This window comes from Neobacillus ginsengisoli (assembly GCF_030813055.1).
The window spans coordinates 60,928-76,104 of the sequence record NZ_JAUSTW010000001.1 but is presented as its reverse complement, the minus strand read 5'-3'; the positions used below and the strand labels follow the sequence as shown (position 1 = coordinate 76,104).

16 protein-coding genes are annotated in these 15,177 nt (G+C 37.7%); 3 read left to right on the top strand and 13 right to left on the bottom strand.

Going from position 1 to position 15,177, the window contains the following annotated elements:
• Positions 1 to 103: 103 nt before the first annotated feature.
• The 4 genes from J2S10_RS00480 to J2S10_RS00465 form a co-directional block, all read right to left on the bottom strand.
• The gene (locus tag J2S10_RS00480) at positions 104 to 1,180 is read right to left on the bottom strand and encodes a bifunctional 3-deoxy-7-phosphoheptulonate synthase/chorismate mutase (RefSeq protein WP_307405101.1); all 1,077 of its coding nucleotides are present in this window, start codon (positions 1,178 to 1,180) and stop codon (positions 104 to 106) included.
• Positions 1,181 to 1,442: 262 nt separating this feature from the next.
• Positions 1,443 to 1,772 (bottom strand): bacillithiol system redox-active protein YtxJ, encoded by a 330-nt coding sequence (gene ytxJ, locus J2S10_RS00475; RefSeq protein ID WP_307403566.1) that lies wholly within the window; start codon positions 1,770 to 1,772, stop codon positions 1,443 to 1,445.
• A 91-nt stretch (positions 1,773 to 1,863) separates the two neighbouring features.
• On the bottom strand, positions 1,864 to 2,361 hold the full coding sequence (locus tag J2S10_RS00470; protein WP_307403564.1) for a YtxH domain-containing protein: 498 nt from the start codon (positions 2,359 to 2,361) through the stop codon (positions 1,864 to 1,866).
• Between the two features lie 21 nt (positions 2,362 to 2,382).
• Complete coding sequence (locus J2S10_RS00465) at positions 2,383 to 2,844, bottom strand: DUF948 domain-containing protein (protein ID WP_307403562.1); 462 nt, start codon at positions 2,842 to 2,844, stop codon at positions 2,383 to 2,385.
• Between the two features lie 219 nt (positions 2,845 to 3,063).
• Here J2S10_RS00465 and J2S10_RS00460 point away from each other — a divergent pair, with 219 nt between their 5' ends.
• The gene (locus tag J2S10_RS00460; protein WP_307403560.1) at positions 3,064 to 4,179 is read left to right on the top strand and encodes an aminopeptidase; all 1,116 of its coding nucleotides are present in this window, start codon (positions 3,064 to 3,066) and stop codon (positions 4,177 to 4,179) included.
• Between the two features lie 137 nt (positions 4,180 to 4,316).
• Here J2S10_RS00460 and murC read toward each other — a convergent pair whose 3' ends face one another.
• The 6 genes from murC to J2S10_RS00430 form a co-directional block, all read right to left on the bottom strand.
• Positions 4,317 to 5,618, bottom strand: coding sequence for a UDP-N-acetylmuramate--L-alanine ligase (gene murC / locus J2S10_RS00455; RefSeq protein ID WP_307403557.1), 1,302 nt, complete (start codon positions 5,616 to 5,618; stop codon positions 4,317 to 4,319).
• A 180-nt stretch (positions 5,619 to 5,798) separates the two neighbouring features.
• The gene (locus J2S10_RS00450; RefSeq protein ID WP_307405099.1) at positions 5,799 to 7,844 is read right to left on the bottom strand and encodes a DNA translocase FtsK; all 2,046 of its coding nucleotides are present in this window, start codon (positions 7,842 to 7,844) and stop codon (positions 5,799 to 5,801) included.
• A 515-nt stretch (positions 7,845 to 8,359) separates the two neighbouring features.
• Positions 8,360 to 9,154, bottom strand: coding sequence for a DUF1444 domain-containing protein (locus J2S10_RS00445; protein WP_307405097.1), 795 nt, complete (start codon positions 9,152 to 9,154; stop codon positions 8,360 to 8,362).
• An 87-nt stretch (positions 9,155 to 9,241) separates the two neighbouring features.
• A complete protein-coding gene (locus J2S10_RS00440; RefSeq protein WP_307403555.1) occupies positions 9,242 to 9,556 on the bottom strand; it encodes a thioredoxin family protein in 315 nt (104 codons plus the stop codon).
• A gap of 422 nt (positions 9,557 to 9,978) precedes the next feature.
• A complete protein-coding gene (locus tag J2S10_RS00435; protein ID WP_307403553.1) occupies positions 9,979 to 10,503 on the bottom strand; it encodes a DUF84 family protein in 525 nt (174 codons plus the stop codon).
• Between the two features lie 69 nt (positions 10,504 to 10,572).
• The gene (locus J2S10_RS00430; protein ID WP_307403551.1) at positions 10,573 to 11,646 is read right to left on the bottom strand and encodes a M42 family metallopeptidase; all 1,074 of its coding nucleotides are present in this window, start codon (positions 11,644 to 11,646) and stop codon (positions 10,573 to 10,575) included.
• A gap of 182 nt (positions 11,647 to 11,828) precedes the next feature.
• Here J2S10_RS00430 and J2S10_RS00425 point away from each other — a divergent pair, with 182 nt between their 5' ends.
• Entirely contained in the window at positions 11,829 to 12,164 is a 336-nt protein-coding gene (locus J2S10_RS00425; RefSeq protein WP_307403549.1) for a PepSY domain-containing protein, read from the top strand.
• A 69-nt stretch (positions 12,165 to 12,233) separates the two neighbouring features.
• On the opposite strand, the gene J2S10_RS00420 is transcribed toward J2S10_RS00425, so the two are convergent.
• Together J2S10_RS00420 and trmB are read right to left on the bottom strand one after the other, a co-directional pair.
• Positions 12,234 to 13,073, bottom strand: a complete 840-nt coding sequence (locus J2S10_RS00420) for a YtnP family quorum-quenching lactonase (RefSeq protein WP_307403546.1) — start codon at positions 13,071 to 13,073, stop codon at positions 12,234 to 12,236.
• A gap of 88 nt (positions 13,074 to 13,161) precedes the next feature.
• A complete protein-coding gene (gene trmB / locus J2S10_RS00415; protein ID WP_307403544.1) occupies positions 13,162 to 13,803 on the bottom strand; it encodes a tRNA (guanosine(46)-N7)-methyltransferase TrmB in 642 nt (213 codons plus the stop codon).
• Positions 13,804 to 13,968: 165 nt separating this feature from the next.
• On the opposite strand from trmB, the gene J2S10_RS00410 reads away from it, so the two are divergent.
• Entirely contained in the window at positions 13,969 to 14,247 is a 279-nt protein-coding gene (locus J2S10_RS00410; RefSeq protein ID WP_307403542.1) for a YtzH-like family protein, read from the top strand.
• Between the two features lie 3 nt (positions 14,248 to 14,250).
• On the opposite strand, the gene J2S10_RS00405 is transcribed toward J2S10_RS00410, so the two are convergent.
• Positions 14,251 to 15,021 carry a phosphotransferase family protein gene (locus J2S10_RS00405; RefSeq protein ID WP_307403539.1) on the bottom strand — a complete coding sequence of 257 codons (771 nt, stop codon included), beginning with the start codon at positions 15,019 to 15,021 and terminating at the stop codon, positions 14,251 to 14,253.
• Positions 15,022 to 15,177 lie beyond the last annotated feature (156 nt).

The following is a 15,177-nucleotide window of genomic DNA, read 5'->3' as shown; positions in this document are numbered from 1 at the left end:
GCAATTGCATTTGCCTTTATTTTCATTTTATTTTCATGATTAACTTAAAAAACCTTCTGCAATTACGATTGCAGAAGGTTTTTGGACTTAGTTTTGTATTTGCTTAGATACGGACAAAGTTTGATGCCAATAATTCATTATAGAATTGATCAAACTGTTTAAGATCCATTTGCTGTTGAGAATCCGAAAGGGCAACGGCCGGGTCAGGGTGAACTTCCGCCATTACTCCATCAGCACCAATTGCAATCGCAGCTTTCGCTGTAGGCAATAGTAAATCCCTTCTTCCAGTGGAGTGCGTAACATCCACAAATACCGGCAAATGTGTCTCTTGTTTTAAAATTGGAACTGCAGAAATATCAAGTGTATTTCTCGTAGCCCGTTCGTAGGTTCTAATTCCTCGTTCACAAAGAATGATTTGTCCATTACCTTGAGCCATAATGTATTCTGCTGCATTAATAAATTCTTCAATTGTAGCAGCCAGCCCTCGTTTTAATAATACAGGCTTCTTAACTGCACCTGCAGCTTTTAATAATTCAAAGTTTTGCATGTTACGTGCACCAATTTGAATGACATCAATATAATCACAAGCCATTTCAATGTCTGCAGGGTTAACAATTTCACTGATAACCGCCATACCGTATTCATCTGAAACGCGCTTAAGAATTTTTAATCCTTCAACCCCTAAGCCTTGGAAATCATACGGTGATGTTCTTGGTTTATAAGCACCGCCGCGAAGCAGTTTTAAACCTTTTTCCTTCATTGACTTGGCAACTGCAGCAACCTGTTCGTATGATTCAACGGAACATGGTCCAAATACAAAATGCGGCTTGCCATCCCCAACATTTTCACCTTTTAAGGTTACAATAGTATCTTCTGCCTTTTTCTTACGTGAAACAAGCAGTGCTTTGCTATGGTCATCCTTTTGCAAATCTAAACCTGCTTTAAAAATTTCTTTAAAAAGATGATCAATTGTTGCATTATCAAACGGACCATCATTTTGCTCTTTAACGTTGTCGAGCATTTTTCTTTCACGAACCGGATCGTAACGGTATACACCTTGGTGGCCTTTAACTCGTCCAATCTCTTGTACAAGTTCAGCTCTTTCATTAATAATCCTCAACAATTCCAGGTTTAATTCATCGACACGCGTCCTTAATTGCTCCAATTCATTATTGCCCATCATTTGCCCCCGTCCTTTCTTAAAGCTACCCAGTATTTAACTACTTAAATTCTGAATGCTCCATAAAGCTGCTTTTGTCAGACTTAAACAACTTTTTGCGAATTTTTAATTTTTAAACAATTTTTATATAATTAGGCTTTATTATAGCGGAAAAAAATTTCTTTGTCACGACTTTTTTCTTTAACGATTAAACGCTTTTAAGTATTAAAGCAGTTTATGCAATTGGACTATAAGCGGTGCAAGAATCTAATCAATAAGCTTTTTAATTTTCACCTATTGCTCCAGTCAAAGAACGATTAGTTATTTTCCAGTGAGAAGCATTCCACATTGCCTCTCCGTTTGAAAACAATATCGCCTGAGGAGATTCGTGCTTAATCTGGAATTTCTCTGAAATTTCATTGGAAAGCGGCCTTGATTCCTGCACAGCTAGAAAATAGGTCGGTACATCCTGATGCTCGCTCGCATATTTTTGATATTCTTGATACGCTGCGTGACTGACCGGGCAAGTTAAACTATGTTTTAATAGAAAAAATCTTTCTTCCTTTTTCAATAATTCATCAAATTGTTCAACTGAATCTATTTTTTCTAACATTTCAAAACCTCCAAAATAATAAACGGTGAAGTCATTTTATCACTTCACCGTTTCTATCACAAATAATTTAAATTGGTGCTAAACGAAATCATTAATGTTTTACCTTATATTCTTCCTCATCAAAGGCTTTTTTTGCTTCTTCTAATTTTTTTCTGATATCAGAATTATCAGGCGTTGTCCCGGCTTTAATTGAATGTTTTCCGGTTGTTATTTCAGCGGGAGTATGGATTGGAATATATTGAATCTCTGATTTCTCTTCATATTCCTCATTTGGTTTTGTTACCTTTTTTGCCTTATTCAATAATTCAGTTGATTGCTGAACCAACCCCTGTGAAAGCGATGAAGTTTTGGTAACAATTTCATTGCTCTTGTTGACCACGTTTTCGCGTAATTGGATCGTTTTTTCAACAAGCGGGCCTGTTTGATTATTAATGGAGTTCCTAAGTTCTTTACCTGATTTTGGTGCAAAAAGCAGTGCAGCTGCTGCGCCCACCATTCCGCCAATTATTGCACCAAGCAAAAAGCTATTGGAAGTTCCCGCTTTTTTGTTTTGGGTATTTTCTCTTGTTTCTTGTTCTCTAGTGGTCATTTTTTATACCTCCTTAAAAAACTAGTTAGACCTAACTCTCTGTCTCTCGTTTGGAGTGTTTTCATTTTTTGATTGTTTTCTAGCCCTCCACTTGTCTTTTAATTCTAAGAGCACATCACTCCACTGGATGATTTGCGAGACTTTTTCTTTGTTTTCCTCGACTTGCCTGTCAAATGAAGTTGATAGGTTGTTTAATGTGCCATTAAATTTACTCACTGTTGAGCCAACGTCTTTAACCGCATCCACCACACTATTTAAGCTTTCCGCTTTGTGCTGAAAATCATCAGCAAGTACATTCGTTTTTTTTAAAAGTAAAGTGGTTTCAGTTGTTACATCCTCAAGATGTTTTTCTACTTCCTTTAATGTCTTCGAAACACCCGTGAGAATTGCTTGAAGCGATTTAAGCGTTTTCACTAAATATATCACCAGGATAAAAAACGCGACCGCAACCAAGGCTGCACTTAAACTTAAAATAATTTGCATCCCGCACCTCCGCTTAATCTATCATTATGTATAACCCATCCATAATGGATCTAAACCTCGCTATTTATCTTATATTACTTCAATAAATTTGTCTTCTTTTCCTGCAAAAAGTTTAAATTTCGCCTTGTGTTATTGATAGAGTATATATTATAACTTTCGAGCTTCCTTCGGGTACAATAGAAGTGTAGTTTTACTATTTTAAGATGGAGGCGTTATGAAATGAAAGATCCTCGTTTAGAAAAACTAGCCAACGGTTTAATTAACTATTCCGTGCAGCTCCAAAAAGGTGAAAAGGTGTTAATCGAAAACTTTGGCTTGCAGCGTGAGCTTGTTACAGCTCTCGTAAAAGAAGCTTACTTAGCAGGAGGCTATCCGTTTGTTCTACTTAAGGATCAACAGGTGGATCGTTCTCTGCTTTTAGGTGCAGAGGAAGAGCAATTTAACATGATGGCGGATTTTGAAGCAAATGTAATGAGTAAGATGGATGCATACATAGGACTTCGCTCAGGTAATAACATAAATGAACTTGCCGACGTACCGGACGATAAAATGAAAATCCACGGGAAAACACTTGGCAAAAGAGTTCATAGCGAAATCCGTGTTCCTAAAACAAAATGGGTGGTTCTCCGCTATCCAACTTCTTCAATGGCACAACTAGCGAAAATGAGCACAGAAGCCTTTGAAAACTTTTATTTTGATGTTTGTAACTTAGACTATGGAAAGATGGATAAAGCAATGGACAGCCTTGAAGCTTTAATGAACCGTACAGACAAAGTCCGAATCACAGGGCCTGGTACAGATCTTACTTTCTCTATTAAGGATATTCCTGCTGTTAAGTGTGCAGGCAGATTAAATATCCCTGATGGTGAGGTATACACAGCTCCTGTCCGAGATTCCGTCAACGGAATTATTACATATAATACTCCATCACCATATCAAGGCTTCACATTTGAAAATGTTAAGCTAACATTTAAAGATGGAAAAATTGTTGAAGCTGAATCAAATGATTCAGAACGGATCAATAAAATCTTTGATACGGATGAAGGTGCACGGTACATAGGGGAATTTGCAATTGGGGTAAATCCTTTTATTTTAAATCCAATGCAGGACATTTTATTTGACGAAAAAATAGCAGGTAGTTTCCACTTTACCCCTGGTCAATGCTATGATGATGCGTTTAACGGGAACCATTCCAATATCCACTGGGATATGGTGAATATTCAACGTCCAGAGTATGGCGGCGGTGAAATCTACTTTGATGATGTGTTAATTCGCAAAGACGGCCTGTTTGTTGTACCGGAATTAGAAGGACTTAACCCAGAAAATCTAAAATGAAATAAGAAAAGCGCAAGCGCCCTTTTAGCGAAGTACACTAGTCGCTGGGCTGCTTGCGCTAGACAATTCTCAAAGTCAAATTTATCCTTACTTATCTTATAACAAAGGATGCCGACATGTACCGGCATCCTTTGTTTTTATATCGTCAATTGTTTTTCATAGGAGTCTTGGAATTTTTGAATATCTCCAGCTCCCATGAAGATAATGACACTATTTTCATGTTCTTTTAACATTGAGGTTGTTTCTTCTGAAAGAACTTCAGCCCCCTCAATTTTATCCTGTAAATCTTTAATTGTTAGCTTTCCATGGTTTTCTCTGGCTGAGCCAAAAATTTCACACAAATAGGCTTTATCAGCCTTACGCAAGCTAACAGCAAAATCATCCAAAAAGGCTTGAGTGCGTGTGAAAGTATGCGGTTGGAAGACAGCAACAATTTTTTTATCAGGATATTTTTGATTCGCAGCATCAATAGTTGCTTTAATTTCTGTTGGATGATGGGCATAATCATCGATTAAAATTTGTGAACCAATTTTCTTTTCGGAGAATCTTCTTTTCACACCACGGAACGTATTTAACTGTTCCTTCACAATAGCGGCATCTATTTCTTCATAATGACTCAAGGCGATGACGGCAAGCGAATTTAACACACTATGATCGCCAAAGGTCGGGATAGAGAATGTGTCATAGAAAGTATTTCGAATAAAAACATCGAAGCTGGTTCCATTTGTTGATTTCACAAGATTTTTAGCCTGATAATCATTTTCATCCCCAAATCCGTAGAACAGGACTGGAACCTTTGCTTGAATTTTTTGCAGTTGCTCGTCATCTCCGTAAGCAAATATCCCTTTTTTCACCTGGATCGCCATTTCTTGGAATGCTGAAAAAACATCATCAATATTGGCGAAATAATCGGGATGGTCAAAATCAATATTTGTCATGATGGCATAGTCAGGAAAATAAGACAAGAAGTGTCTTCTATATTCACAGGCCTCGAAAACAAAGTATTCAGCACCTTCTTCACCCTTACCGGTACCGTCACCAATCAGAAAGGATGTAGGCTTTGCCCCCTCCATTACATGGGCAAGCAAGCCTGTAGTAGAGGTTTTTCCGTGTGCACCTGTCACCGCAACGCTTGTAAAGTTTTGCATAAAATCGCCCAAAAACCGATGATAGCGAACAATAGGAAGACCCAATTTCATTGCCTCTTGAATTTCTTCATGAGTATCCGGAAAGGCATTTCCTGCAATAATGGTCATTCCCGGCTTAATATTTTCCTTTTGAAAGGGAAGGATCTTTATTCCTGAATGTTCAAGGGCTTGTTGAGTAAAAAAGCGCTTTTCGACATCGGAGCCTTGCACCTCGAACTTCATATCATGCAGAACTTGCGCCAACGCACTCATTCCTGACCCCTTTATACCTACAAAATGGTAAATAGTCATGTAAAGAACCTCCAACCAACGTCTATCTGTAAAACAGTATATGACATCTTACTGTATTTGGTAATTATCAATAACAGTGAATCAAATTCTTAAAATAACATTTAATTATTATACCACTGTTTATTCATAAAAACTATTTAAGTACCACAAAACTATATATTATTTGTCCACTGACATAAATTAACTAATTGAATTTGCATCTTGCATGGATTCTAAGTCTGATTCTGTGATTAAGACCTCTCGGGGTCTGCTTCCTTTTGCACTGGATATGTATCCTTGGTTCTCCAGCACATCCATTAATCGTGCGGCACGATTATACCCAATTTTAAATCGTCTTTGTAAACTGGATGTGGAAGCACCGCCTTGATCGATGATAAACTCACAGGCTTCATAAAAGAGTTCATCTTCTTCTTCCGTTACTTGTGCCTTTTTTAATAACTCTTCCTGTTCGAACAAGTAATCTGGCTCCCGCTGCTCTCTTACATGGGCTACAACGATATCAATTTCTTCATCTGACACAAACGTTCCTTGGAGACGGACAGGCTTTGAAGACCCATTTTCTAAAAAGAGCATATCACCTCGGCCAAGTAATTTTTCCGCACCGCTAATATCAATAATCGTTCTGGAATCGACTTGGGATGAAACGGAGAAAGCGACCCTCGTCGGTATATTTGCTTTAATTAATCCTGTAATGACATCCACAGATGGCCTTTGCGTAGCAACAATGAGATGAATTCCGCATGCCCTTGCTTTTTGGGCAATTCTGCAAATAGCTTCTTCAACATCTGCGGGTGACATCATCATCAAATCCGCTAATTCATCAATGATAATGACAATAAACGGAAGCTTATCAGAATACCGTTTATGCGTTATTGCCAGTTCATTAAAGCGATTTATATCCCGAACCCCTGTATGCGCAAATAATTCATACCGTCTTTCCATTTCATCAACTGCCCATTTTAATGCCGCCGTCGCTGCCTTCACATCCGTTATCACCGGGCTGACAAGATGAGGGATACGATTATATGGCGCTAGCTCCACCATCTTCGGGTCTATGAGTAAGAGCTTCAAATCTTCAGGACTTGCTTTATATAATAGACTAATTAAAATCGAATTAATACAAACACTTTTTCCTGAGCCGGTAGCACCGGCAATTAATCCATGCGGCATTTTTTTCAGGTCAGTAACAATCGGTTTACCGGAAATATCAAGACCAAGCACAGCCGTTAACGGCGATTGTGATTCACGAAAAACATTGCTTTGAATAATTTCATTGATTAAAACCGGTCTAGATTTTTGATTAGGCACTTCTATCCCAATTGTATGCTTCCCCGGGATAGGAGCTTCGATTCTAATATCTCTTGCAGCAAGGCTTAACTTAATGTCATCGCTTAAATTCGTTACTTTGTTAACTTTTACTCCTGGCTCCGGCTGAACCTCAAACCGGGTAACAGAGGGACCCTGTGTTACATTGACAACACTGGCTCCGACATTGAAATTTTGCAATGTTTGATTTAAAAGCTCTTCTTGGAATTGGATCCACTCTGTATCCTTTTCTTCCGATACAGGGGGATTTAACAACTCTGAAATCGGGAACTCGTATAAATTTGAATCAACATCTGACTGTTTTTCTTCTTTAAGCTCCGCGACAATCGGAATGCTTTCTATTGCCTTTTCAACCTGCTGAGTGCTTATTGGGATTATCGGTCTCAGCTGTTCGACTCTTCTTCTCTTACTTTCTTCCCATTTTTGTTTATCTTGCTTTAGCATCATCACATTAAACGGCAAATGCGCTCGACTTGGTCTTGGCTGTTCAGGCGGGCTAGGTTGCCCAATCACAGCATCCTCTTTCAATTCTGATTTAACTACTTCTTCAAAATGAATAGGTATCGTATTTTCTTTTTGAGAATCTTGATTTTCTAACTCATTCGAAAAAGGTTCTTTTGCAGCAGACACCCCTTCTTCATCTTTATGAAACTGACTTTGGTTGATTTCAATAGGTGAATTAATTGGAATATCAGAATGTTGATTATTTGGTTTTATTTCTTCAGTTACAGTATTCAAATCATTCTTTACAGGTAAAGGATCAATCTGAGTTTCAGCATCTTTGTTTAAAAAATGGCAAAGCTCATGCTCGACTAATTCTGTCATATTCGATGGACTGTTCGGTCTGTTAAATCCAAAAACAGGTGAAGGAATTTCAGTTGGGTGAAATGGCCTTCGCATTGTAGTAGACTGTTCATTTCTCGTTTTAATAATTTCTTTTTTTACTGATGGAACGTCAATTGGAGCCGTTATATCTTTTTCAGGGAGCCGTTCTTTTCTTTTACGGATTGGTTCTTCCTTCGGCTTAATTATTTCTTCAGGAAAAGAAAATAAAACATTTCCTTTTGGATAATGGTAAGAAATCCTGGCTTCTATGTCTTTAACGCCCTCATTCCAGCTAGGATACGGGAGAATCTCTTTTTTTTCTTTTTTTTCTTTTTTCACACTTTTTTCTACTATCAGTTCTTCCTCAAATTCAACTTCCACTTCAACTTCTTTTATAAAAAAATGCAAAAAGTTTTGGATCCAGCTCAAAACTATCACTCTTTCTACTTTCATCTATCATTCTATTCTATCAGTAATTACAAAAATTTCGACATAAAATCTCAGAATAAGTCGAAATACAGATAATATGGAAATAAATTCAAAATTACAATGAAAAAAGACCACTCTTTACAGTGACCTTTTCATTCTCACTACTTGTTTTTTCCTAAAATAAAAATCGGCTCCAATTCTCCATTTTCGTATATAAATGATAATGCCGTTATCGGAACACGTCCATTTGCAAAAAAGCTCATCGCCATTTGAGCTAAAACATCATAGCCTGTGTTATTAAGGACGTCAGCAACAATCAATACATCCTGATGCGGGATGGAAATAACCATGGTACCGGTTATCCGCTTTTTCATTTCATTCAAAAAGCCTTTATTTAAAATACGGCTGGCATCGTATCCATCATTTGTGTTAAGAAAATAAAACACATTCCCTCTCACTTGATCTTCCTTTAACGGCGTGGGAAGTGACCTTGCATTAAATAATGCAATTTCCCTTATTCTGCTTGCTTCCCAACCTTCCTTTTCCATCACGCGGGAATCAATTAATCGATAGGTTTTCCCCATATCCACTGCATAATAGATTTTTGTTTCAGCTGTATGCTCATCAATTAAAAACGGGATCCCCTCTTCTGCTTCGACCGGAAAAGAAGCTGAACGAATAACTGGAAAGATATGTTTCTCATGATCGCTTAGCCGGATTGGATCCTCCATGGCATTAAGCCCTTCTTCCACATAATAAACGACCTCATCAATAGCTTTTTCTTTTTCAATATGCCATTTGGCTACAATCCCTGATAATGAAATCGAAATTCCTTTACCGGTAGATTTATTTTCAATTCTAAAAACATCTTTCTCACGATCATAAGAAATGGCACGGTTATCTCTTGCCAGCCGTGTCTCTAATTCGTTTTTCATTTTATTGCTAGTCATTTTCATCATTAATCCCTCCGCTTTAGGAGCTGTAAGTTATATTTTACATTAAAAACCTCCATCTCAAAAGAAGATGGAGGTTAAACTGCCAGTTTATTTTAAACCTGTAATGAATCCTTCAATTTCTTCTTGAGTTTTTCGATCCTTGCTTACAAAGCGGCCAAGTTCTTTACCGTTTTCAAACCCGATAAAGCTTGGAATGCCATACACATCTAATTGTTGGCATAAATCGATAAATTGATCACGATCTACATGGATGAATGTGTATTCTTTAAATTTGTCTTCAATTTCAGGAAGAACCGGTTCAATAAATCGGCAATCAGGACACCAGCCTGCTGAAAACATAAAGATTGTTTTACCTTGATCTCGAAGTTGCTCAAATTGCTCCATGGATTCTAAATTTTTCAATTCCTATGCCCCCTGTTTAAATTGATTCTTCAAGTCGCTTCCATTTAATCATATCAATCGTACAGCTTTTCAGTCCATTTATATGCAACATTACAAAAGTGAAGCTCCACTTATGATTCCCAATTTAATAAAATTGAATTTTTTCATTTTTTTATTTGGCTTTTTGGCTTTTTGGCTTTTTCATTTAAAACCGTTTTCACGGTTTTAACAGTCATTTTACTTTATGTTTTTAATGAATTGCTGCAGGCACTTAATACCAGAACTGATATCATCAATATAAGAATGGGTTTGAAGAAGTTCAGCTTTCTTTCCTCCCTAATCATCCAATAGTCCTACCTCCACTATACCTTCCATAATATTTAAAAGACAAGACTTTTTGTCGATTTTTTGTTGTCGAAAAAAATTTTTCCTCATAAAAAATGTTACTGATTTTCAAGAGATTTTTTTTTATATTGATATTGGCCGACGAGGATGTTCATAAGATGGGTAAACATATCAACGCGATTAATTAGCCCATTTGTAAAAATGCCGATAGCGCCTTCATGCTTCCTTACATTTTGTATTTTGGCATAATCATCCATTACAGGCCCAAGCTCTTCTCCTGATCTTACTCTTATGGCCACTTCTTCCGGGAGAATAAATCTGGCTCCACCGGCAATAATCGGTTCAATATCGTTTGCGGCAAGGGCGCCCCAGTTACATATCAGCATTCCCCGCTTTGTTTCTTGCACTCCTCCTTCGAGTCCTATTCCAATTTCACCTTTCCCTTTTTTTAAAGCTTCAACGGCCCGATTCACGGCTCCATTTATCGTTTCTTCGTCTGAAAAAGGCTGGGCATTAACCCCTGAAGGAATATCTAAGGAAATGAATTCAAGTTCCTTTTCAGAAAAGGCATTCTTTACAGCGGTAATTTTTGCCGGGTTTTTTGATCCGATGATTATTTTCATACGATTTAAAATCTCCTTCAATGAACGTATAAAGGAGGCATCATTGAATGCCTCCAAAGCTCTTCTTTATTAGCTGTTTGCTTTGATTGCATCAACAGTTGATTTATCACAAGCTTTAACGAGCCTGACTATTAATTCTTTTGCGGCGGCATAATCATCAATATGAACAATAGATGCATGGGTATGAATATAACGTGAACAAATACCGACCACGGCACTTGGAATACCCTCATTGGAAAGGTGAACACGTCCAGCATCCGTTCCGCCTTGTGATACAAAATATTGGTAGGGAATTTTATGAGTTTCGGCTGTATCAAGAACAAACTCCTTCATTCCCCGATGGGTTACCATCGATTTATCAAGAATACGTAAAAGAGCTCCTTTACCTAATTGACCAAATTCAGTTTTACTTCCTGACATATCATTAGCAGGGCTGGCATCAAGGGCAAAAAAGATATCGGGTTTAATCATATTTGCCGCAGTTTGAGCACCGCGTAATCCCACTTCTTCTTGAACAGTTGCACCGGAATAGAGGGTGTTTGGCAAAGTTTCATTTTTTAATTCTTGCAGCAGTTCGATTGCTAAACCACAGCCGTAGCGATTATCCCAAGCTTTCGCCAAAATTTTCTTCTCATTGGCCATCGGAGTAAATGGGCAAATCGGCAAAATGGCTTGACCGGGCTTAATGCCAATCCGCTCGGCATCCTCACGGTCATCTGCTCCAATATCGATCAGCATATTGGAAATTTCCATCGGCTTGCTACGTTTTGCTTCATCAAGAAGATGCGGCGGGATGCTGCCCACAACACCAATGACAGGCCCATTTTTAGTCATAATTTGGACACGTTGCGCTAACAGAACTTGGCTCCACCAGCCGCCAAGCGGTTGAAAACGCAGCATTCCGTTATCTGTAATGCCCGTCACCATAAAACCTACTTCATCCATATGACCTGCTACCATGACTGTTGGCCCATTTTCAATTCCTTTTCTTACACCAAAAATACCGCCTAGTTTATCACGGACAATTTCATCTGCATATAGAGATAATTGTTCCTGCATAAAATTTCTCACTAAATGCTCATTCCCGGGGGCTCCGGGAAGCTCTGTTAAGGCGTGGAAAAGCTTTAAGGTTTGCTCGTTCATTTTCAGGCTCCTTTTGGTTAGTTTACTTTATGTATAGTTTAATTTTACAGATATTTTGAGCCGCTTACCATCCATTCCGTTTAATTATGTAATAATATCTTCCCCTCTTCAAATACGATATACTAAAAAGAGATTCAAGTAAGATGATTCTCTTTTCCAAATAAATATTTTGGAGGTCTATGATGAACTGGAAATCATTTATCCTTGGTGCAACAGTTGGTGTAATCGGTGGTTATGCCGTCAAGGAAATCATCTCAACTAAATCAGTTGTTTCACCGGAAAAAGTATTGGATCATGTAAGAAAACAATTTAAACAAAATGGCCCTATTAGCGGGTCCTGGATCCATATGAAAACCGAACCGTATGAAAAACAACAAATTCATTATCATGTTTATAAGGGTGGAATTTCCAAAGTAAACAATGGTGAAAATGAACAATATGAATTTATTGCAGATGCCTCTACAGGAACTCTGCTGGATGTACGGGAATTAAGAAAAGCCCAAGAGCCCGTTTATTAGTTTATTAATAAACGGGCTCTATCATAACCTTAAAGGAGAGCCGTTCCTATTTGTTGCGGCTCTCTTTAATTATCCCTGTCTTTTTATACTTTTTACTATTTGACCGTCTTCTCCCCATTTTACAGCACGATAAAAAGCATCATGATAAAATGTAAACCAAGCGTTACGCTTTAATGCATGGCTTACCCATTTTTCTTTTGCCGCAATGGAGTCCATTGGGTAATCATCATAAGCCATGACCCATAAACTATTTCGATGGGCATGGGTGGGCATAAGATCTGCCATGTGAATGGCCATCTCTTCGCCATCTTCAATGATTAAAATCGAATGGCCATCACTATGTCCGCCGGTATGATACATACTTATTGGCCCCATTTTCCATGATTCCTCAAAATTGACAACCTGATTTTCAATCGCTTCCCAATTTTCTTTCCAGTATGTATTTTTTGAACGGATATTTGGGTTTCTCATCTCGTCCCATTCAATGTGGGAAGTAATAATTTGGGCATTCGGGAAGGTTGAAACATACTTACCTCCTACAAGACCAGTCAAACCGCAAGCATGATCAAAATGAAGATGTGTCATCAGAACATAATCAATTTTTTCAGGGTTTAACCCAATTTTCCCCAGAGAAGCTTCCAATTCTGATTCTCTTGTAACGCCATAGTTTCTTAATTGCTTTTCGCTTAATTTTCCTTTTCCAATTCCGGATTCAACCAAAATAGTTTTCCCATCCATTTGAATTAAAATGGGGTCTGTAGACAATTCGATTTGGTTCTTTTCATTGTGTGGATACTTCTTAGACCATAGCCCTTTCGGTACAACACCAAACATGGCACCTCCATCGAGGTTCGTCACCCCACCGGATAACCAGGTCAGTGAAACATTTCCAATTTGTAACGTTTCCATGTGCTTCTCCCCCTCCTCATTATTTTATCATTGTGAGATATTTATGAGAATGAAAAAGGACAGCTCAGGTAATGAACTGTCCAACTAATTAATTTTGATATTTTACTTCGCAACGGTAAATACGGTTGCCTATTTCAGAAAATTTCTGTTCATATTCAGTCATGATGTTTCCTTGGTAATCACTTTTATGAAAATCAAGGCTTACATATTTCAATAATAATCCATATTCAGAAAAGCTCATTAAAGAATATTCAAATAAGCCTTGGTTATCTGTTTTAAAGTGAATTTCGCCGCCATCAACCATAATATTTTCGTAAAGTTTTAGAAAATCTTTATAGGTTAAACGCCTTTTTTCATGACGAACCTTTGGCCATGGGTCAGAAAAGTTCAAATAAACCCTGTCCACATCATTTTTCTCAAAGTATTTTTCTAAATCACTAGCATTTACATTTAACAGCTTTAAATTTGGTAAATCGGCTTCAATTAACCGATCCAACGCCGCGACGATGACGCTATTATATAGCTCAATACCCATATAATTTATATGCGGATTGGCTTTTGCCATTTCTGTAACGAAACGGCCTTTTCCAGTACCGACTTCAATATGAAGCGGCTGGCCATTTTCAAATACTTCATTCCATTTGCCTTTATACAGTTCAGGGTTTGCTACTATATATTGGGGATGCTGCTCTATTTTATCCTTCGCATAAGGTTTATTCCTAAGTCGCATTTTGACACTCCTAAAAAATAATATCGTTCAAAACATAACATTCAAACTAAACACTTGCAAGCCATTCCTGTTAAAAATACAAATTTAAAAAATGAATAAACAAAAAAAGAATTCACAACCTAACTGTGAATTCTTTTTAATATTCACTTGAAAGGGTGTGCTTTCATGCCATTAAGTCATCAGGACCAAGTTACATTACTTAAAGATATATTAAACAATCATCAAACGGATTGTTGTGGATCGGTAGCAGAATGTGAACAATTGGAACGTTTAGTAAAATCCCTTATGGTAAACACACAGGTTGATCAAAATGTAAAAAATATTTTACAGGAGGTATATGAATACAGCCAGCATGGCGCAGGGACAGCTGATTTAGATCAACATATACTCTCTAACCAGGAAAATTTGTCAGATTGGGTCAGCAATATTGACCAGTTTTCCTAACGATTAAATTCCATTTAAGAATTCAATCCATTTATCCATTTCCTGCAGGCGGTTCTTATTTTTATGCCATTGAATAGAGGATAAAGTTTGCAATGCCACATACCATTTCATCCTTAATTTTAAATGGTTATTCAGTGTTTTCCCATACATGGCAAGCCAATTTCCCCAGTTTTCTTCAGGGATGTACCAGTAAAGAAGTAAGCCTAAGTCAATGGCAGGGTCTGCAATCATTGCTCCGTCCCAATCAATTAAATACAACTGGTTGTCTTGTGCAAGCAGCCAGTTGTTATGATTGACATCTCCATGGCAAACGACCATTTCTTCTGAATAAACATTTATCGCCTCTTTTTTCAAAAAAGCTATAGTTTTTTGGACTTCCGGCAACAAAAGAACTTCATCATCCAATTCCTCTTCCACCGTTTGGAAAATAGTGTTAGGATGTAATGGTGATTTTTCTAACCGACTTAGCATTCCAAGCATTGGCTCTGAGCAATGAATTTTCTTAAGAAGTTTCGCAACAAGCTCTTGATTCATTTCAGACGGCTTAAGTTCTCTGCCTGTTAGCCATTGTTGGGCAGTAATTACGTCTCCATTTTCCAATCGCTTCGTCCAAACAAGCTTCGGGACGATGCCTTCTGCTGATAGTACTGCTAGGAATGGAGAAGAATTGCGCTTTAAAAAAAGCCTTTGATCTTTGTACCTTGCATAAAAGGCTTCCCCGGTTGCGCCTCCTGCTGGGACAATTTCCCATTCTTGTCCTAATATATGTTCCAAAATTGTTCACCTTCAATTTATGCCGTTCTAATGGGCTTTTAGTCTCCCATCAATATACAGAGGTAATCTCTAGCTGCTGGAAGGTTTAATAATCGCAAGCATTTCAACAGCTTTTATTTTAAAAAAATAAAAAAAGCTATTGAAACCATTACATAA